The following is a 19,909-nucleotide window of genomic DNA, read 5'->3' as shown; positions in this document are numbered from 1 at the left end:
ATGAAAAGGGCACCCCGTTTCCGGGATGCCCTCGTTTCAGAACAGCCTTGCTATAAGCAGGACGACCGAAGCCATTTTGGGGTGAATACCCCATCCAAACTCAAGTCGATAGCTCCTGCTATCGCCCGACTGGCTGGCTTCGAGGCAGAAAAATGCAACCACGTTGCATATCCTTTCTCGCATGTACGAGGGTCCCTTACGGTAGCCGCCTTCGTACATTAGGCCAGCGGGTGACGGTTTTTTCCTCATAGCCTTAGGGTGACCCGTCAACACTCGCCGCGGCTATATCGAGTTGACAATCCAAGTGGTGATTGGTTCACGTTGCGTCAAGATCGAAGCTAAAATTCCTTCTGCCGACCATCTGAGAGTAGAAAATGGCTGACGTAAACATGCTTCACGTTGAGACGGACCATATCCGAGCTATGTTGGAGAATGGCTGGGAGGTGCAGGGTTATTCAACTGTGCTGTTTCACGCCGGCAATATGACCCACTCAATTCTCCTACGAAAGGGGAATGAGCTCGTCTCGGCGAATACGACTACATCGATTTCGGCCGGTGGATGGGGATCAGTGAAGGCCACGACAAGTTTCATTTCGTATTCGCCGAAGCGATGATACCGGCGCTACAGCGCTGAAAAAGCTGCGCCCATAGCTGCACAGCGAAAGCAGCGCAACGCTACTGTAGGCGGCGGCTAGCGAGGACGCCCAGTATATTCAGCGTGCATGCAGCATGCTGTTTTGCGCTTGCGCCCATCCATCCATCCATGCCATCATCTTACCGTGCTTTATCCGTGAAGCACGTTCTCCAGAAATCGGTGTTCGGACACTCTGGGGCGGAAGAGCAGGTGCCAAAAGGCCTGCGAACCCGCGGCCCAACGTGCGCTGCCGTTCGGTTCAATACCGCACCGAAAAGGAGAAAGTCCAAATGGACACGTTCGCAGAAGCAATTTCGAAAATTGGTGATCTCTCCGACGCAATGCTCCACGAGCGATTGGTGGTGAGCGACAAGGGGCAGATTAATGGACGGACGGTGCGAGATTGCCCGCCCGGCCACATTATGCTGCGCCAGCCGCCATCAAGCGAGAAGGATATCCGCGTCACCATCCCGGCGCAGTTCATGTCGGAATGGAAGCCTGACATCTGGAAGGATTCCGGCTTAAAACTGAAGAAGGTGATGGTGATGCAGAACACCGACTTTTCCGGCATCTTCGCCTTATTGCCGGTCGCTCACAACATTATCGGCAAGGGTGTTTATCGCCTTGAGCAGAATGCCGAAGACGGGCAGGCGCGTTTCATGACGACGCGGAATCACCTGGGTCGTTGCCTGAACGAGGCCATAGAGTTCGTAGCGTTCAAGCTTCACGGATCAGCCGGGATGGTAGATCTGCGTGGGCTGAAAATGGTTGGCGAGTAGGCCAGTGAGAGGCGCTGCGGAGTACTGACAGGTGCTCCGCAGCGTTCACGCCAATCCGCAAAACTAGATGAGATGCCGAAAGCTCGGCTTTTGGTCATTTCGTAAGCCAACGATGAGATGGCGTTTGCCGTCCCGTCCTTGAAAGTACCAGCCATACCATGTGTTCTCTGGCCCGTTGGTGACTGCTCGGCTGAGTTGATTGAATGTGGGATACAGCTCGCCAGTCGAAAGCAGTTTCCACTGACCGTTGGTTGCCTGTGCACGGTACTCGGTGCCCTTGTAGTTCCGAAATATCTCGAAACCTTCGGGCAACGTGATGTCGAAACGCACATCTCGAAAACCGATGGGATCGTTCGCCAGTTGCTGTTGGGTTGGTGGCGGTTGTGTCTGCGCGGGAGCAGGCACTTGCAAGACCCTCGCGAGGATTTCGCTTTCAGTATTCTCGCCAGCTTTCCGCGCTGCCCAGATGGCAGCATACACGTCGGTGGTAACGTCAATGGCTCTCATTTCTATCTCTCCTTTCTGAGATGACGTAGCCATAATAGCGAGAAAAGAGAGAAAAGAAAGAGAAATTTCCTTCTTTTGTTGCTGACCAACGGATATTGTGCAACATAATGCCTCTTGAGACAGGAGACAGCTATGTCAGTTCGTAAACGGAAGTGGAAAAACGCGAAGGGCGTCGAGCTTGAAGCGTGGGTCGTGGACTACTCCGACCAGCACGGAAAGCGCCGCCATAAGACGTTCGCGAAGAAGAAGGACGCGGACGCCTACGCGGCGAAGACGCACACTCAGGTTCTTGATGGGACGCATGTTGCTGAGGCCGCGTCGAAGACGGTCAAGGAGGCAGGCGAGCTGTGGATCAAAAGCTGCACCGCAGCCAAGCTTGAGCGCTCGACGCTCGATCAATACAGCCAGCATCTCAACCTGCATATCGTCCCCTATATCGGGCGGGAGAAGCTATCGCGGGTGACGGTGCCGTTTGTGCGCGCGTTTCTGGACCGGCTGCGCGAAGGCGACGAAAGCCTGCCAATGGACGATGGAACACGGAAGCCGCGATCTGATGCGATGGTGCGCAACGTCAAAGTCAGCCTTGGTGCCATCCTGTCGGATGCCCAGCAACGGGGCTTGATAGTGCGCAACGCTGTGAAGGAGTTGGGGCGCTCGCGCGCTACGCAGGCAAACGCCGAAGCGCGCCACGAAAAGCGAGTTGGGGTAGGTGTAGACATCCCGACGACTGCCGAAGTTAAGGCGATGCTCAAGGCCGCTGTTGGACGGAACCGTGTGTTTCTGATGACGGCCGTGTTCACCGGCATGCGGAGCAGCGAGTTGCGCGGCCTGCGGTGGGAGGATGTCGATCTGCAGAAGGCGGAAATCACGGTTCGCCAGCGAGCAGACGCGTACTACCAGATAGGGAGTCCAAAATCGAAAGCTGGTCGGCGCACAATTCCCCTCGTGTCGGATCTAGTGAAGACGCTGCGCGAGTGGAAGCTTGCCTGTCCAAACGGGAAGCTCGGACTCGTCTTCCCAACAGGGCCGGGCAAGGTTGAGGGCCATTCCAACATCATCAAGCGCTGGTACACGCCGGTCCAGATAGCTGCGAGCGTCACGGTGCAAACTGGCGAAGTGGACGACAAGGGCAAGCCTACCGTCGCCGCCAAATATCCTGGGCTGCACGCGCTTCGCCACTTCTACGCGTCGTGGTGCATCAACTCCAAGGAGGACGGCGGGCTTGGTCTGTCGCCGAAAGTCGTGCAGCACAGGCTTGGACATTCGACGATCCAAATGACGCTGGATGTCTACGGCCATCTGTTCCCGAGCGGCGATAACAACGACGTCATGGACAAGGCAGCGAGCGCGCTGCTCGTTTAGACATGCTACACGTATGCAACATGGGCCGCTAAGCAGTTGTATTTGCTTCGCGTCAAACGGACTTCGAATCCGTAGGTTGCAGGTTCAAATCCTGCCGGGCGCGCCACAGTTCACACACAACACAGTGCAGAAGACGTCCGAATCCACGCAATCAATGCCAGGACAGCATATCCTTGGGCAGGCGTCCCGAAGGATCGTGAACGGCGACGCGCCAGGGCAGGTCGCGTCCCCACTTCCAGAGGACCAGGTTGCGCATGTCTGGCCTTGTGCCCCGGGCAAAGGAGGGTGCGACTATTCCTGCGGCGCCGGTCCCGATCAGCTCCCGTGCCAGGTTCCATGAAGCCGGCTTCCTCCTCTCCACGGCGTCGAACGCCCAGGCGCAAGCCATGTCTTCAAGCGAAACTCCGGCGGCATTCCGCCCGTCGTCGCTCGTCAGGTCGACGATGTCGTCGCAGTCGACTTCATAGAGACAAATCGTCAACGGCTCGAGCTTCGCAGCAAAACCTTGCGATGCTTCGATGACCGCCCCCTCGATGGTGAGCCCCAGATAGAGCGCCGGAACACCTTTCGGATTGAAGCGTCCGCCATGGATCGCCGCGCCGTCCCCGGATAGCGGCGTGAACGACCATCTCGGGTTGTGCGCGCGATAGCAGTCGCCGACAAACCTCAAGCAAAGCCGCCCATGGCGAGGTGGTCGAGATAATCGCGCACCGCCGTCGCCTTGCCGTCCTTGACGAGGCTTTCCGCCGTGCGCCCGCCGAAAGCCGGGATCGGTTCGGCGCGATACCAGGCCATGGCCTGCTTTTCGCCGCCCGCCCAGCCGGTAACCCGCGCGATGATTTCCAGCATCTCCGTAATCCTCGCCTGTGTCTTTGCAGCGGTCATGCGGCTGGTTCGGCGCAGCGTTTCGGGGGCAAGCCCGGCCGTCTCGGCGAATTGCCCCTTCGACATCCCAAAGCGCTCCGTCACCTGGTCGATATCGACCACCCCGTCCTCGGCGAACATGCCTGCGCTGTAGCTGAAACCCATCTCGGCAGGCGTCGGCGCGAGATAGGGTGTGACACCCTCTTCAAGCCCAAGCAAACGAGTATCCTTCTTACGCAGCGCAGCCATATGCGCACCATTTGCCATAAAAGTATGCAAAAATATGTGGCAAACCCCGTTCCTGTCAAGCATCTTGAACTCATTTTGGTTGCGCCGCCGCGTGCCCAAAAGATTCGATGAATGCCGATCCCACGCCTAAGCCTTCGGCGCCACTGACCAGAACCCGGCCTTTCGGGCGGCGACATCAGCCTCTCCAGGATTAAGTTAAGTCTTGCCGATCGTGCCCTTCAGCCGGTACAGCGCCTCCAGCGCTTCCTTCGGGGTCATGTCGTCAGGATTGAGCGCCACGACCGCGTCGCGCAGCCGATCCGGCTGGGTCGGTTTTGGCGCTGCCTCGCGCCGCGCCGCCACGGAAAACAGCGGCAAGTCGTCGACCAGCCGGTTGGCCTTGCCCGACGTCTCGCCGCTCTCCAATTGGTGCAGCACGTCGCGGGCGCGATCGACTACCGCCGCCGGCAGGCCGGCCAGCCGCGCCACCTGGATGCCATAGGAACGGTCGGCCGCGCCCTTGCCGACCTCGTGCAGGAAGATCACCTCGCCTTCCCACTCCTTCACCCGCATGGTGACGTTGTGGAGGCGCGAGAGCTTGTCGGCCAGCGCTGTCATCTCGTGGAAATGCGTGGCGAACAGCGCCCGGCAGCGGTTCTTCTCGTGCAGATATTCCACCGCCGCCCAGGCGATGGAGAGGCCGTCGAAGGTCGCCGTGCCGCGGCCGATCTCGTCCAGGATGACCAGCGCGCGTTCGCCCGCCTGGTTGAGGATCGCCGCGGTCTCGACCATCTCGACCATGAAGGTCGAGCGGCCGCGCGCCAGATCGTCGGACGCGCCGACGCGCGAGAACAACCGGTCGACCACGCCGACATGCGCGCGCCCCGCCGGCACGAAGGAGCCGGTCTGCCCCAAAATGGCGATCAGCGCGTTCTGGCGCAGGAAGGTCGACTTGCCGCCCATGTTCGGGCCGGTCAGCAGCCAGATGGCGCCGAATTTGCCACCATTAGCCGGCGAAAGATCGCAGTCATTGGCGACGAACGGCTGGCCGGACGTTTTTCGCAGCGACTGCTCGACCACCGGATGGCGGCCGCCATCGATGTCGAATGTCAGGCTGCCGTCGACGAGCGGCCGCGTCCAGTTTTCGTCAATCGCCAGCGCGGCCAGAGCCGCCGATACGTCGAGCACCGCCAGCGCCTGCGCGCCTGCGCGGATTTTCTCCGCATGGCCGACCGCCTCACTGACTAGATCGTCGAACACCGCGAGTTCGATCTGCAGCGCCCGGTCGGCGGCGTTGACGATCTTGGTCTCCAGGTCGGCGAGTTCCGTCGTGGTGAAGCGCATGGCGCTCGCCATGGTCTGGCGATGGATGAAGCGGGCGCGCAGCGCGTCGCTGCCGGTCATCGCCGCCTGATGGTTGGCGGTTACCTCGATGTAATAACCCAGCACATTGTTGTGCCGTATCTTCAACGACCGCACGCCCGTCTCGTCGATCAGCCCGCGTTCCAGCCCGGCGATCACCTTTCGCGACTCGTCGCGCAGCGCCCGCATCTCGTCAAGTTCGCCATCCCAACCGGCCCGCACGAAGCCGCCGTCGCGCTTCAAGAGCGGCATCTCGTCGGCCATCGCGCGGGAAAGCCGCTCCGCGCAGTCGGCCGGCAGCGCGCGGATCGCCCCCAGCGCCGAAAGAATCTCGGACGGTGGCTCGGACCGCGCCAACAGCTCGCCGATTTCGGCAGCCGCCTGAAGCCCGGCACAGAGCGCCCCGAGATCGCGCGGGCCGCCACGGTTCAGCGCCAGCCGCGTCAGCGCGCGCGGCATGTCGGCAAGGCCTTTCAGCGAGGCACGCAAGCCGTCACGCAGGTCCGGCTCGCCGATCAGCCAGGCCACCGAATCCAGCCGCGCATTGACGGCGTCCGGCGCCGTCAGCGGCGAGGTCAGCCGGTCGGCAAGCAGGCGGGCGCCAGCGCCGGTGACGGTGCGGTCTATCGCCTGAAGCAGCGAGCCGTCGCGGTTGCCCGACAGCGTTCTGGTCAGTTCCAGATTGGCGCGCGTCGCGGCATCGATGAAAAGCGTCGAGCCCGCCGTCTCGCGCTCCGGCACCCCGAGCGGCGGGCGCTCGGCCTTCTGCGTCTTTTCGACAAAGGCGATGATGCCGGAAATCGCCGACAGTTCCGCGCGGGAGAAACTGGCAAATCCGTCGGGCGTGGCGACCTGGTAGAACCGGGCGATGCGCGCGGGCGCCGAAGCCGAATCGAACAGGCTGGGCGGCTGCGGGCTGGCCAGCCGGCCGAGCACGTCGAATGCCGGTTTGAGGTCGGCATCGTAGAACACCGGCTCGGCGACGATCAGTTCGCGGGGGTCGATGCGAAAGATGTCGGCGAGCAGGCGGTCGGCGGCTGTCTCGGCGACCCGGAACAGGCCGGTTGAAAGCTCCAGCCAGGCCAGCGCGTAGCCGCCACCCTTGACCCGGCCGAGCGCCATCAGGAAGCTGGACTCGGCGGGAGCAAGCAGCCTGTCCTCGGTGATGGTGCCGGGCGTCACCAGGCGCACCACGTCGCGACGCACCACCGATTTGGAGCCGCGTTTCTTTGCCTCGGCCGGGTCCTCGATCTGCTCGCAGACGGCAACGCGGTGGCCGAGCCCGATCAGTTTCTGCAGATAGTCGTCGGCCGCGTGGATCGGCACGCCGCACATCGGTATGTCGAAACCCTGGTGCTTTCCGCGCTTGGTCAGAACGATGCCCAGCGCGCGCGACGCCACCTCGGCATCGTCGAAGAACAGCTCGTAGAAATCGCCCATGCGGTAGAACAGCAGCGAATCCGGGTTCGCCGCCTTGATCTCGATATACTGCTCCATCATCGGCGTGGCCGGGCCGTTGCGCGGCTGCTCCGCCCCGGCGTCGGCTGGTATCGCTTTGTCGAAGTGCGCGGTCATCGTCGTTCCGTCATAGACTGATAAGGCCCGTGCCCGCCACTGCGAGCGCCGCGCCCGCCCAGGCAGCCGGCGAGGGGGCGACACCGGTGCGCAGCCACACCATCGGCAGGATCACCACCGGCGTCATCGACGACAGCGTCGAGACGATGCCGACGCTGCCTGCGGCAAGCGCCGCCATCAGCAGCGACATGCCGAGCCCCGTGCCGAAAAAGGCCGAACCGACGGCGATGCCGAGGTCGGTGGTGCTGAAACGGTAGGGTTTGTTCAGTGCCGCCAAGGGCACCAGCAGCAGCGCGGCGAAGAAGATCGCCGCTATGCCCGAGCGCACCGCCATGGCGGTGAACGGCTCGACGCCCGCCGCCATGGCCGGCCGCGCCAGCAGCGTCCCCACCGCCTGGCCGACCGCCGTGATCACGCCCAGCACGACGCCGACGGTGAAGGTGCGGGAAGGCGCCACCGGCGTGCCGTGCGGCAACGGCGCATCGATGCTCACCGAGGGCATACCCTTGCCGGCGCCGCCATAGCGCCGCGGCCGCCCGATCGCCATCGCCACGCCCGCCAGCACGCAGGCGATGCCGAGCCCCTGCCGCGCCGTGATCGTCTCGCCGAGAAACAGATACCCCAGCGCCAGCGCAATGGGCGATGTCAGCGAGAACAGCAGCGCGGTGACGCGCGGCCCGGCCGCATAGATCGCGGCGAAATAGGTGGTGCTGGCGATGATGATACCCGCCACGCCGGACAGCAGCAGCAGCGACACCTGCCAGCCCTCCAGCGCGCGCCAGCCGCCCACCGCGAGCGACGCCGCCGCCGTCATGGCGAAGGCGGCCAGCATCTGCCAGCGCGCCAGCCGCACCACGTCGACGCGGCCGTTCAGTTCGGCGATCAGCATGCCTGACAGGGCGATGCAGCATGCCGAGGCTATGGCAAGGCTCTCGGAGAGGAACATTTTATGTCCAGGATTGGCGCATCATGATCCTGCTTGGCGCTTTACTCGCCCGGTGTGTAGCCTTAATCCGAAACACTCCACAAAAAGAAGCATCGGGCCGTGCAACGCGGCCTTCGGGAAGGAAACACCACCGCCATGGCCTCCAAGAAAGCCGACAACGGACCCTCCGTCAGCGCGCAGGAGGCGCTGGACTTCCACGCCATGGGCCGGCCGGGCAAGCTGGAGATCGTGCCGACCAAGCCGATGGCCACGCAGCGCGACCTGTCGCTTGCCTATTCGCCCGGCGTCGCCGTCCCCGTGAAGGCCATCGCCGAAGACCCCTCCCGCGCTTTCGACTACACGTCGCGCGGCAACATGGTCGCCGTCATCTCCAACGGCACCGCCATCCTCGGCCTCGGCAATCTCGGCGCGCTGGCTTCCAAGCCGGTGATGGAAGGCAAATCCGTCCTGTTCAAGCGCTTTGCCGACGTCGATTCCATCGACCTCGAGGTCGACACCGAGGACGCCGAGACCTTCATCAACGCCGTGCGCTATCTCGGCCCGTCCTTCGGCGGCATCAATCTGGAGGACATCAAGGCGCCCGACTGCTTCATCATCGAGCAGAAGCTGCGCGAGGTGATGGACATCCCGGTCTTCCATGACGACCAGCACGGCACGGCCATCATCGCCGCCGCCGGCCTCATCAACGCGCTTGAAATCACCGGCCGCGACATGAAGACGACAAAACTGGTCTGCAACGGCGCCGGCTCGGCCGGCATCGCCTGCGTCGAGCTGATCAAGTCGATGGGCTTCGCCCCGGAAAACGTCATCCTCTGCGACACCAAGGGCGTGGTCTACCAGGGCCGCACCGAAGGCATGAACCAGTGGAAATCGGCGCATGCGGCAAAAACCGACGCGCGCAGCCTGGCCGACGCCATGGACGGCGCCGATGTCGTGTTCGGCCTGTCGGCGCGCGGCGCATTCAGCACCGCCATGATCCAGTCCATGGCCAAGAACCCGATCATCTTCGCCATGGCCAATCCCGACCCGGAGATCACCCCGGAGGAAGTGGCCGACATCCGCACCGACGCGATCATGGCGACCGGCCGCTCGGATTATCCGAACCAGGTCAACAACGTGCTCGGCTTCCCCTACATCTTTCGCGGGGCGCTTGACGTGCGCGCCACCACGATCAATGACGAGATGAAGGTGGCGGCGGCAAAGGCGCTGGCCGACCTCGCCCGCGAGGATGTGCCGGACGACGTCGCCGCCGCCTACCAGGGCATGCGGCCGAAATTCGGCCCCAACTACATCATCCCCGTTCCCTTCGATCCGCGCCTGATCTCGGCGATCCCGATCGCGGTGGCCAAGGCCGCCATGGAAACCGGCGTGGCGCGAAAACCGATCCTCGACCTCGACCGCTACGCGCAGGAGCTTTCCGCCCGCCGCGACCCGATCGCGTCGACCCTGCAGCGCATCTACGACCGCGTCCGCCGCCAGCCCAAGCGCATCGTCTTCGCCGAGGGCGAGGAGGAGCAGGTGATGCGCGCCGCCGTCGCCTATGTGAACCAGAAACTCGGCACGGCGATCCTGGTCGGCCGCGACGAGATCATCAAGGAGAACGCGCGCGCCGCCGGCATCGATTTGAACAAGTCCGGCATCGAGATCATCAATGCCCGCCTGTCGCGCCGCAACACCGTCTATGCCGACCACCTCTACGAGCGTATGCAGCGCAAAGGGTTCCTGTTCCGCGACTGCCAGCGGCTGATCAACAACGACCGCAACCACTTTGCCGCCTGCATGCTGGCGCTGGGCGACGCCGACGGCGTGGTCACCGGCGTCACCCGCAACTATTCGACCGTGCTCGACGACATCAGGCGCGTCATCGACGCAAAGCCCGGCCACTGCGTCATCGGCGCCTCGATCGTGCTGTCCAGGGGCCGCACGGTGATCGTCGCCGACACCGCCGTCCACGACATGCCCAACGCGGAAGAACTTGCCGACATCGCCGAGGAAACCGCCGGCTTCGCTCGAAGGATGGGATATGAACCCCGCGTGGCCATGCTCGCCTACTCCACCTTCGGCCACCCGCCGGGCGAACGCTCCGAGCGCGTGCAGGAGGCGGTGAAAATCCTCGACAAGCGCCGCGTCGACTTCGAATATGACGGCGAAATGGCCGCCGATGTGGCGCTTAACCCGCGCCTCATGCAGCAATACCCCTTCTGCCGCCTGTCGGGCCCTGCCAACGTGCTGATCATGCCGGCCTTCCACTCCGCCTCGATCTCGACCCGCATGCTCCAGGAACTCGGCGGCTCCACCGTCATCGGCCCGCTGCTGGTGGGGTTGAACAAGCCGGTGCAGATCGTCAGCTTGAACGCCAAGGATTCGGACATCGTCAACATGGCGGCGATCGCGGCGTATTCGGCGGGGAGTTGAGGACGTTTCTCGCCTGCCTACCCAGCCAACGCAACATGGAGCGCCGGATTTGTCACATATATGGCATTGTCACCGAGATTTCGTGCTTCAGCACCTAATCGTTTCATGTTGTATTCGTAGTCGTATATAAAACGCTCCTCCCCTGATTTAGAAATGATCCCGACAACCCCATACCAAAGCATAAGATGAAACGCCTTTTCGGCCTCTTCGCTTGTTAGGCCCGAGTCACCAAACCGCCGAACAAAATCACTCTTACTCATTTGTTTTTCAACGCCTACAAGTGAGTAAAGTATTTCTGCGGAAAGGCCAGACACATCGCGAATCTCGTATCCAAAATCGTCCACAAGGTATAGGGAGTGTTGCCGCACTGCATCAATACAATCCCCGTCATCTACAATAGAATGCCCTCGATTGATCGCATTTGAAATCGCATTCTCGATGATGTTGATAAGAAATCGCGGCCGCATAAGGCAGTGGTCTACAAAATACTCAAATGTATCCCGTCCAAGAACTATCTTGCGAAAAAACCGAGCCCAGATGGTTTCAAAGCTACTCTTTTGATCTTTCAGCGACGCTCTAAGTCTAAGAAAAATAACCTGCTTCAATTTAGCGCGATCAGTCCAATCGATACGAACCTGTCCCGCTTTTCCTCTATCCGGGGTAGTGTCCACCAACATCTCATAGATGTCGTTTCTCAAAAATACTACAGACATAAATTCCCTGTGTGCAGCGGAGAAGTCTCTCTTTATTTTTTCAAGAGCTTCCAAAAGCAAACGAACAAGTCGGATGTCAATGCTTTGAACGCCAGCGGATGGCCACCCCTTGTCGATGTTATCAAAGAGAACAATCATTTGTTCACCAGGTCGCGCATATTTCTCGATGGATCTGCGCAATTCATGAACGCCGCCGCGAAACACAATGTTGGTCAAAGTCTCGGGTGAAAGCGCCTTCCCACTCTTATGTAGAGCTTGGACTTCCTGAAGAATATGCCGCGCAAGTCTATTTATGCGAGCCGTGAAGTCTCCGCTTTCCACAACGCCATACAGAGTTAAAAGTCTTTGCACTTCGTTAAGTTTCTCCAGTTCGGTGCTATTAAAACGTGCTCGTCGCTCAAGGTCATCAGAAATTGTCAATAATATCTCAGACAGTATTAAAAAGTACCAAAATCCAGCTATCGTATGGTCAAATGCTCCTACGTCTATTATCTTAAGTAACTCCTCGCGAAAATAGGTCAACTGATGCGATTCTGGCTTAAGATCAGTAACGATAAATGATTTCGCTTCTCGAAAGCTATCCCTGGCTTGGAAAAATATCGCTGTCTTCCCGGACCCTTTGCGCCCTGCAACAACCGAGACCTCACCGCGCAAGGTCCGGACGAACTCAGCCGTCTCAACAAAATAGCTTGACAACGTGCGGAACTCGTTCTCTGCGGCCGACGATCCGAGCGTCAGTCTTTGAAGTGCGGACTTTGTGGTGTCTGCCTGCCGTCTCTTTATCGATTGACTCGCCAGCAGTGCTGTCTTCGCGAAACTCTCGACCGCTACCGCAATCGATTTTTCGTCGGTGACCGGCGTAATGATCTCGCGAATATCCGCAGGGGCGATTTCATCAAAACGCCTTGCTTGGATAATGAGTGTATCTCGATCCAGACCGTGCCCCATGCCGGCGATAAAGGCGGCGCGCAGGTTGTGCCGCCAAGAATCTTCGACGTGGGCGGGAAGAAGTGGGACCACCAAACCTGCGGACGCAGTGATCTGGGCGATAATCGGTACTACCGAAAACCTTGGAATTTCTACAGGATCAAAGCTCCGAAAATGTACCTTAGAGCCCTTGATAGCTGAGACAATGGAATTTCGAAAATCAGTCTTCCGAAGTGTATCAAGAAAAAATAACGGTTGCTGAGAATCAAGATCGCGACCATATAAAGACAGTAAATTTTCGGATGGAAGGTTCAGCAATATACCTGCAAGGTGCTCATTGTTATCATATTTCTTGTACCCGACATTGTCAAAAAGTCCGTCTCTTTGCACATTTTCGACAGCGCCGATGAAAGACGAATTGACGACCGGGGCAATTGGTAAACCAAGTCCAATTGCAAATCCGGCTTCATAATAAACATTAAGATTTGGCTGCGTTATGTCAAATACAAATGCACCAGCATTGTTAATTGAGGCTCTGACCTCGTCAGGGATTGATTGGCCAAATATCCCGAGATCAGGCCATCCAACTGTTGCGGAGTATGCGGCTCGATTTGCACGAACGATTGCAGCCTCTATCGTGGAACGCAAATCCTCTGGACTTGCCGGAAACGCAAAGAATGCACCGGCATTTTTTCTTGCCATTATTGTCTACCTCAGCCCATACACGAATCCTACCTCCTGAGAATAGGCGCAAACAAAGTGAATGCAACGTGGACGATCTCGTCAGCGGGCGCTTAGAGGTACTTAAATCAGTTCGGTGTGGAAAACCCTTATAAGGCAGACTGAAGTCGAGATGGTGTACTCGTTGGATCGACGCTGTCGGGAGCATGTGCGCCATGTTACAAGCTCCTGTGTTCACCGCCTATGAACACATTATCACCCAAGAGCCCGGCAAGCGCGGCGGGTGGCCTTGCATTCGTGGCATGCGCATCGCCGTGGCCGACATTCTGGGCTCGCTGGCTGCTGGAATGTCGCATAACGACATCATCGCCGACTTTCCCGAACTCACCGAGGACGACATCCGCGCCGCCCTTGCCTATGCTGCCAACCGCGAGCGCCGCATCGTGACTGCCGCGTGAAGCTGTTGTTCGACTAGAGCCCCAGTTATCGCCGGTGTCGATGATTTAGCCACAGGCGGCGATTAGCTTCGCCGAGCCTTGTCAGCATCCGTCAGGATTATTTTCGCCGGACCTGTCCCCGCCCCTCCCAACCTCCGCGACAATCCCCCCGCCCGTGCTGGAAAGGAGGCGGTGGCGATGGACTGGAATGCGGCGATCGACAAGAACCGGGAGGCTTTGAAGCGCATCCTTGCCATGCTTGTCGGCATGGCCGGGCTGGCTGCCGGGGGAAGCGTTGGCGCTGGGGGACAGTTTACTTTGTTTCCGCGGAAAGGCGCGGCCGCTTCAAGGCAGGTGCTGGCGGAAAAAAGTAAACGGTCCCCGGCACTTACCCTCCCCCGCCATCTCCACCGGGCCATCCTCAAACTGCTGCGTCCGGCCGAGGCGGCGGCGCGCAGGCTGATCGTCGTGGCGGCGCGCGGGCTGGTCTTGCCGCCGCCGCGTCCGCGAGAACCGAAGCCGAAAAAGCTCGGCCGGCGCAAATTCCGCCGTATCGGGCCGTTGGAAGTCCGCCGCGTCCCGGCGCTGCCGCTGTTCGATCCGCTGCCGCCCTGGAACCGCCGGCCCTCGCGGCCGGCACCCTGCGGCGTGCCGCGCATCTCCATCGCCGGCTTCGGCGAGCCGGTTCCCGTACCCCCGCCTGCCTCGCGAAACGACCCGATCGATGCGTCGCGGCTGGCCTTGCGCCTTCAGACGCTGGCCGCGACCCTCGACGACCTGCCGCGCCAGGCCAAACGTTTTGCCCGCTGGCAGGCGCGGCGCGACGCGGTAAGCGCGCAGGATAAGAAAACTCGCGACGCGATGACCGCTGGGGACGGAGACCCCGACGCGATGAGCGAGCATGACAAAATGCTCGCCGCGATCGGCGCGCGGCGCAGAATGCGCAAAGCGGCGACAGCGCGGAGCGGAGACCCTCCCAGGCCGGGCCGGGCTCGCCGAACCTGGCCTCTGAAACCCGGCCGCCCGCCGGGCTGGCGCCCAAAACCCACCCATGACGTCCATGAGGTTCTGGACGTCGTCCACGGGCTCGCCTGCTGGGTGCTCCAGTCGCCCGACACGTCGTGACAACGCCACCTGTGCGACTCGACACCGAGGAAACGATGGCCGGCGCGGATTTTCCGCCGCGCGGTGGCGATATCCGTTGTCAGCGCTCCGCCTGTTCTTCCTCGGTGCTTTGCTCGGCTTCCGTCTCCGACTGTTTCCGCGCAGCCTTGGCGGCCAGTTTTTCCGCCTTCTTCTCGGCCTTGATGCGTTCGCGTTCCTTGCGTTCGTGATTGTAGTTCGGCGGCCTCGGCATCGGCTTCTCCTTTTTCTTGTCCAGCCCCTTGCCTAAAAGCATCGGCCCGCGAACACAACCTCAAGCGCGCGGGCAGGGAGAATCCGGGCGAAACGGCATCGGCGAAGCCGGGTTGACGGAGGCGATCGGGAAAGTCCATTCTGCGCCGGGGAACAAAGCCAAGGTTGCGTAAAAAGTGCACCGGCGTTTCATGGTTGCAGATGGGAGCGGTCGCCGATGACCGCCACAGGGATCGATACCTCAGCGGGGTCCGGCGGCGACGGGCCTGCCGAAGCAATCCATATCGAGAACCTTCACAAGAAATTCGGCCCCTTGCATGTGCTGAAGGGCGTGTCGGTGTCGGCCCGCGACGGCGAGGTGGTGGCCATCATCGGCGGCAGCGGCTCGGGCAAGTCGACGCTGCTGCGCTGCATCAACTGTCTGGAGAACCCGACCAGCGGCATCATCCGGGTCAATGGCGAGGAGATCAAGCTGAAGCCCGACGGGCATGGCGGCTCGGTTCCGGCCGACCGCCGGCAGATCGAGCGCATCCGCTCGAAACTCGGCATGGTGTTCCAAAACTTCAACTTGTGGAGCCACATGACGCTGCTCGAAAACGTCATCGAGGTGCCGATCCACGTTCTCGGCGTCAAGCGCGACGAGGCGGTTGCGACGGCGGAAAGACTGCTCGACCGCGTCGGTCTGGCGGAGAAGCGCGACGTCTATCCGGCCTTCATGTCCGGCGGCCAGCAGCAGCGCGGCGCGATTGCCCGGGCGCTCGCCATCCAGCCGCGTGTCATGCTGTTCGACGAGCCCACCTCGGCGCTCGATCCGGAACTGGTCGGCGAGGTGCTGAAGGTGATCGCCGACCTGGCGAAGGAGGGCCGCACCATGGTGCTGGTCACCCATGAGATGAAGTTCGCCCGCAAGGTCGCGACCCACGTCGTCTACCTCTACAACGGGCTGGTCGAGGAGGAAGGCCCCCCGGACCAGCTTTTCGGCGCGCCGAAATCCGAGCGCCTCAAACAGTTTCTCCGCAACATTCACTGAGCGGCGGAGAAGGGAACCAAAAACAAAAAGGGAGATGTTTTGATATGAAGAAGATTCTGGCAGTGCTGGCCACGGCCGTCGGGCTGGCCATCGGCGCGGGCGCGGCGCAGGGCGAAGAGATCAAGGTCGGGTTCTCGCCCGAGGCCTATCCGCCGTTCTGGTCGCAGGACGCCTCCGGCAATTGGGGCGGCTGGGAAGTCGAGATCATCCAGGCCATCTGCGCCGAGGAGAAGCTGACCTGCACGCTGACCCCCATCCCGTGGGACGGCATCATCCCGGCGCTGACATCGAAGAAGATCGACGCGATCATGAATTCGATGTCGATCACCGACGAACGCAAGAAGACGATCGACTTCTCCGACAAATATTACAACACCCCCACCGCCGTGATCGGCTCGAAGGACGCCAAGTTCGACGCCACGCCGGAGGGCCTGAAGGGCAAGATCATCGGCGTGCAGGTGTCGACCGTGCATGCCGCCTACGCCAAGAAGCATTTCACCGAGGCGGCCGAGATCAAGGAATACCAGACGCAGGACGAGGCCAACCAGGATCTGGTAGCGGGCCGCATCGACGCCACGCAGGCGGATTCGATCGCCCTCGACTCGTTCCTGAAATCGGACACCGGCAAGGGCTGCTGTGATCTCAAGGGTTACGTCGCACCTGACGACGAAGTACTCGGCCCCGGCGTCGGCGCCGGCCTGCGCAAGGACGACGCGGCGTTGAAGGACAAGATCAACGCCGGCATCAAGGCGATCCGCGACAACGGCAAATATGCCGAGATCACCAAGAAATATTTCGACTTCGACGTCTACGGCACGGCGCCCCAGGCGAATTGATCCTCGTTTCGATCGGCCACCGCGTCAGGGAACCGGCGCGGAGGCCACCTGGGCCGCGTCATTGTGATCCCGAGGAGGGAGAGCGAGCTGAGCGAAATTGTTGTTACGTGGTTTGGCGCCAGTTCGCTGGAGCTTCTGGCGCTCGAACCGCCGGGGCGGGGCGCCAGCCTTCTCTACGGCTTCCTGAACTCCGTCACCGTCGCGTTCGGCGCCTTCGGCCTCGGTCTTCTGATCGGCATCTGCGGCGCCTACGGAAAACTCTACGGAGGCCCGGTCGCGCGCGACCTTTGGGCGATCTACACGACACTGGTTCGGGCGATACCGGATCTTGTGCTCGTGCTGATCATCTTCTACGCCGGCACCGACCTGATTAACCAGTCACTCGAAGCGATCGGCCTGGGGCCGATCGACATTGGCGGTATTCCCGCCGGAATCGGGGTTCTGGGCGTGGTCCAAGGTGCTTATGCGACCGAGGTGCTGCGCGGTGCAATTCTCGGCATTCCACAAGGACAGATCGAGGCGGCGCGCGCCTATGGCATGCCGCCGGCGCTGTTGCTGCGGCGCATAACCATCCCGGCCATGCTGCCCTTTGCCATTCCGGGGCTCGCCAATCTCTGGCTGATCGCCACAAAGGATACGGCGCTGCTCGCGCTGATCGGTGTCAACGAACTGACCCAGATGGCGCGCAACGCTGGCAGCGCGGAAAAATCCTATTTCACCTTTTTCATCGCGGCCGGTGCGCTCTATCTCGTGCTGACCCTTGTCTCCAACGTCATCATCGCGCGCATCGAGCGCCGGGTCCGGCGTGGCATGCCCTCCATGGCGGGAGCGCATTGATGGAGAGCGCGCTGACCGAAAGGACCAGGTTCCAGCGCGCGCTCGGCTGGCTGCAGCCGCACCGCATCGTGCTGATCCTGATCGCGCTGGCGATCGTGATCTACTGCATCGTGGCGCTGCGCTGGGACTGGCTGCCGAATTATCTCGGCCTCGCCGCGCAAGGCATCTGGCGCACGATCTGGCTGCTGGTGCTGTCCTGTGCATTCGGCCTCGCGCTGGCGATCCCGCTGGGTTTCGTGCAGGTTACTGGGCCGAAGATACTGAGCATACCGGCACTGGCCTTTTGCACGATCATCCGCGGCACGCCGCTGCTGTTGCAGCTCTGGCTGCTCTATTTCGGACTGGGATCGCTGTTTCCGCAATTCCCCTGGATAAGGGATTCATTCCTCTGGCCGATCCTTCGCCAGGCATGGCCCTACGGCCTGCTGGCGCTGACCCTCTCCTTTGCCGGATATGAGGGAGAAGTGATGCGCGGCGCCTTTGCCGGCGTGCCGCGCGGGCAGCTCGAGGCGGGGCGGGCATTCGGCATGTCGCGCTTCACCATCTTCCGCCGCATCTGGCTGCCGCAGGCCTTGCACCGGGCGCTGCCGACCCTGGCCGGCGAAACCGTCCTGCAGCTCAAGGCGACGCCGCTGGTGGCGACGATCACGATGATGGATATCTACGGCGTGGCCTCGCGCGTCCGCCAGGAGACCTATATCATCTACGAACCCCTGCTATTGCTGGCGCTGGTCTACATCACCATCACCGGCATCCTGATTCTTCTCCTGCGCAAACTCGAGGCGCGTATCCCGGTGAGACTCGGATGAATTCAGTCGACACGGTCACACTTCAGATCGACGAGGGGCTGCGGCTCTGCGAGGCGGCGGCGGTGCGGGCAGGCGCCAATCCGGAGTTGGCGGCGTCGATCGCCCGGGCGGCGGTGCGTGCCGAGGCGGAGGGTCAGGCATCCGTCGGGCTCGGGCATTTTATCGACTATCTGGATTCGCTGCGTGAAGGACGCATCGACGGGCGGGCGACGCCGCTGATCACCCGCCCGGCGCCGGCGATCATCCTGTCCGACGCCAGGGGCGGGGCGGCGCATCCCGGCTTCGACCGTGCTTTCGACGATCTGGTGTCGACGGCGAAAACCTTCGGCCTTGGGCTGTTCGTCCAGAAGAACGCCTATACCTGCGGCGCGCTCGGCCCGTTCGCGGCGCGGCTGGCCGAGGTGGGGCTGGTCGGGTTCGCCGCCACCAACGGGCCGGCCCTGCTTGTCGGCTCCGGCGGGACGCGCCCCGTCTATTGCACCAATCCGATGGCCTTTGCGGCGCCCGTGGCAGGCGGCCCGCCGCTGCTCATCGATCAATCGTCGAGCGCCACGGCTTTCGTCAATGTCCGGCAGGCGGCGCGGGAAGGCCGACCTATCCCGCCCGGTTGGGCCCTGGACGCGGAGGGAAATCCGACGATCGATCCGGAGAAGGCGATGACCGGTGCATTGCTAGCATTCGGCGGTGCGCGCGGCGCCAACATCGCGCTGATGGTTGAGGTCCTGTCGGCCGGCGTGTCGGGAGCTAAATGGTCGCTCGACGCCGCCTCGATCTCCCAGGGCAACGAGAACCCCGGCACGGGCCTGTTCGTGCTGGCCATCGCGCCGGCACTGATCGACCCGGACTTCTCGGCGCGCATGGCGGCGCAACTCGAACGCCTGTCCGGCGAGTACGGGGTCCATATACCCGGCCCGGGCAAGGCCAAGGCATCAGTCGCAGCCCGACTGTCCGGCATGACCGTGCCGAAAGCGGTTTACGAGCGTATTACCGGATAGGCTGACCTTTCCCAAGGCCGGCCGATCATTGCCCTGCAGGGAACCTCACTTCAGATATTCAACTTATCGTCAAATGGTGTGAATTGACGAACGTTGTCGGGATTCGTTTGTTGCGGCAAAGCAACCGGAGCGATCCAACTGATGACCGACGCCGCCCATTCGTCCACCCGCCTGATGATCCCGCCGTTGGGCAGACTCTATGCGTCCCTGCATGAGGGCGTCGAGACCTTGCTGCGTGTCGTCGCCGGCCTTGCTCTGGTCACCCATGGCGCTCCGAAAATCATGAATCCGTTCGGTGCTGTGGAAATGGTGGAGAAACTGGGTTTCTATCCCGGCGTGTTCTGGTCGCCGCTGCTGTCGGCGACGGAATTTTTCGGCGGCATCTTCATCGCGCTGGGTTTCCTGACGCGGCCGGCCGCTGTCGCGGCGGCGATCGTTCTGCTGGTCACGGTCTGGTTCCACTGGATCACGCTGGGCCAGGGCTATTCCGGCGCGGAGAAGTCGATCCTGTGGGCGGCGATCTTCATCTTTTTCGCCGTGCGCGGCGCCAATCGCCAATCCGTTGACGCAAAACTCGGCCGTCAATTCTGACGACCCGTCTGCCGTGCCATGGAGG

General features: G+C 61.6%; 18 protein-coding genes. 11 read left to right on the top strand and 7 right to left on the bottom strand.

Annotated features, from left to right (window positions below):
- Nucleotides 1-924 precede the first annotated feature (924 nt).
- Nucleotides 925-1,413 carry a hypothetical protein gene (locus ABMA59_RS08040; RefSeq protein WP_349004816.1) on the top strand — a complete coding sequence of 163 codons (489 nt, stop codon included), beginning with the start codon at nucleotides 925-927 and terminating at the stop codon, nucleotides 1,411-1,413.
- A 63-nt stretch (nucleotides 1,414-1,476) separates the two neighbouring features.
- On the opposite strand, the gene ABMA59_RS08035 is transcribed toward ABMA59_RS08040, so the two are convergent.
- On the bottom strand, nucleotides 1,477-1,920 hold the full coding sequence (locus ABMA59_RS08035; RefSeq protein WP_349004815.1) for a hypothetical protein: 444 nt from the start codon (nucleotides 1,918-1,920) through the stop codon (nucleotides 1,477-1,479).
- A gap of 132 nt (nucleotides 1,921-2,052) precedes the next feature.
- On the opposite strand from ABMA59_RS08035, the gene ABMA59_RS08030 reads away from it, so the two are divergent.
- A complete protein-coding gene (locus ABMA59_RS08030) occupies nucleotides 2,053-3,282 on the top strand; it encodes a tyrosine-type recombinase/integrase (RefSeq protein WP_349004814.1) in 1,230 nt (409 codons plus the stop codon).
- Nucleotides 3,283-3,433: 151 nt separating this feature from the next.
- Here the strand turns inward: ABMA59_RS08030 and ABMA59_RS08025 are convergent, their stop codons facing one another.
- From ABMA59_RS08025 to ABMA59_RS08010, 4 genes are all read right to left on the bottom strand, one after another.
- Nucleotides 3,434-3,952 (bottom strand): RES family NAD+ phosphorylase, encoded by a 519-nt coding sequence (locus ABMA59_RS08025; RefSeq protein ID WP_349004813.1) that lies wholly within the window; start codon nucleotides 3,950-3,952, stop codon nucleotides 3,434-3,436.
- On the bottom strand, nucleotides 3,949-4,311 hold the full coding sequence (locus ABMA59_RS08020) for an MbcA/ParS/Xre antitoxin family protein (protein WP_349005215.1): 363 nt from the start codon (nucleotides 4,309-4,311) through the stop codon (nucleotides 3,949-3,951). Before ABMA59_RS08020 ends, ABMA59_RS08025 begins: the two co-directional genes overlap by 4 nt.
- 279 nt (nucleotides 4,312-4,590) lie before the next feature.
- A complete protein-coding gene (gene mutS, locus ABMA59_RS08015; RefSeq protein WP_425475877.1) occupies nucleotides 4,591-7,311 on the bottom strand; it encodes a DNA mismatch repair protein MutS in 2,721 nt (906 codons plus the stop codon).
- 10 nt (nucleotides 7,312-7,321) lie between these two features.
- Entirely contained in the window at nucleotides 7,322-8,257 is a 936-nt protein-coding gene (locus ABMA59_RS08010; RefSeq protein WP_349004812.1) for a DMT family transporter, read from the bottom strand.
- Between the two features lie 135 nt (nucleotides 8,258-8,392).
- Between ABMA59_RS08010 and ABMA59_RS08005 the strand changes: the two genes are divergently transcribed.
- Nucleotides 8,393-10,672: an NADP-dependent malic enzyme gene (locus tag ABMA59_RS08005; protein ID WP_349004811.1), complete on the top strand. Its 2,280-nt coding sequence runs from the start codon at nucleotides 8,393-8,395 to the stop codon at nucleotides 10,670-10,672.
- Between the two features lie 17 nt (nucleotides 10,673-10,689).
- On the opposite strand, the gene ABMA59_RS08000 is transcribed toward ABMA59_RS08005, so the two are convergent.
- A complete protein-coding gene (locus ABMA59_RS08000; protein WP_349004810.1) occupies nucleotides 10,690-13,014 on the bottom strand; it encodes a P-loop ATPase, Sll1717 family in 2,325 nt (774 codons plus the stop codon).
- A 194-nt stretch (nucleotides 13,015-13,208) separates the two neighbouring features.
- Here ABMA59_RS08000 and ABMA59_RS07995 point away from each other — a divergent pair, with 194 nt between their 5' ends.
- Both ABMA59_RS07995 and ABMA59_RS07990 read left to right on the top strand, forming a co-directional pair.
- Nucleotides 13,209-13,451, top strand: coding sequence for a DUF433 domain-containing protein (locus ABMA59_RS07995; RefSeq protein ID WP_349004809.1), 243 nt, complete (start codon nucleotides 13,209-13,211; stop codon nucleotides 13,449-13,451).
- 177 nt (nucleotides 13,452-13,628) lie between these two features.
- Nucleotides 13,629-14,555 (top strand): hypothetical protein, encoded by a 927-nt coding sequence (locus ABMA59_RS07990; RefSeq protein ID WP_349004808.1) that lies wholly within the window; start codon nucleotides 13,629-13,631, stop codon nucleotides 14,553-14,555.
- Nucleotides 14,556-14,634: 79 nt separating this feature from the next.
- On the opposite strand, the gene ABMA59_RS07985 is transcribed toward ABMA59_RS07990, so the two are convergent.
- Nucleotides 14,635-14,787: a hypothetical protein gene (locus ABMA59_RS07985; RefSeq protein WP_349004807.1), complete on the bottom strand. Its 153-nt coding sequence runs from the start codon at nucleotides 14,785-14,787 to the stop codon at nucleotides 14,635-14,637.
- 216 nt (nucleotides 14,788-15,003) lie between these two features.
- Between ABMA59_RS07985 and ABMA59_RS07980 the strand changes: the two genes are divergently transcribed.
- From ABMA59_RS07980 to ABMA59_RS07955, 6 genes are all read left to right on the top strand, one after another.
- Nucleotides 15,004-15,816: an ABC transporter ATP-binding protein gene (locus tag ABMA59_RS07980; RefSeq protein WP_349004806.1), complete on the top strand. Its 813-nt coding sequence runs from the start codon at nucleotides 15,004-15,006 to the stop codon at nucleotides 15,814-15,816.
- A gap of 44 nt (nucleotides 15,817-15,860) precedes the next feature.
- Nucleotides 15,861-16,652 carry a transporter substrate-binding domain-containing protein gene (locus ABMA59_RS07975; RefSeq protein ID WP_349004805.1) on the top strand — a complete coding sequence of 264 codons (792 nt, stop codon included), beginning with the start codon at nucleotides 15,861-15,863 and terminating at the stop codon, nucleotides 16,650-16,652.
- A gap of 126 nt (nucleotides 16,653-16,778) precedes the next feature.
- Nucleotides 16,779-17,489 (top strand): ABC transporter permease, encoded by a 711-nt coding sequence (locus tag ABMA59_RS07970; protein ID WP_349005213.1) that lies wholly within the window; start codon nucleotides 16,779-16,781, stop codon nucleotides 17,487-17,489.
- Nucleotides 17,489-18,298: an ABC transporter permease gene (locus ABMA59_RS07965; protein ID WP_349004804.1), complete on the top strand. Its 810-nt coding sequence runs from the start codon at nucleotides 17,489-17,491 to the stop codon at nucleotides 18,296-18,298. Before ABMA59_RS07970 ends, ABMA59_RS07965 begins: the two co-directional genes overlap by 1 nt.
- Complete coding sequence (locus ABMA59_RS07960; protein WP_349004803.1) at nucleotides 18,295-19,293, top strand: Ldh family oxidoreductase; 999 nt, start codon at nucleotides 18,295-18,297, stop codon at nucleotides 19,291-19,293. The genes ABMA59_RS07965 and ABMA59_RS07960 overlap by 4 nt, the downstream gene beginning before the upstream one ends.
- Nucleotides 19,294-19,434: 141 nt before the next feature.
- Complete coding sequence (locus ABMA59_RS07955) at nucleotides 19,435-19,884, top strand: DoxX family protein (RefSeq protein ID WP_349004802.1); 450 nt, start codon at nucleotides 19,435-19,437, stop codon at nucleotides 19,882-19,884.
- Nucleotides 19,885-19,909 lie beyond the last annotated feature (25 nt).

The organism is Mesorhizobium yinganensis (assembly GCF_040081985.1).
Lineage (GTDB): Bacteria > Pseudomonadota > Alphaproteobacteria > Rhizobiales > Rhizobiaceae > Kumtagia > Kumtagia yinganensis.
The sequence above is the reverse complement of the archived record's forward strand: the minus strand, read 5'-3'. Positions and strand labels throughout refer to the sequence as shown.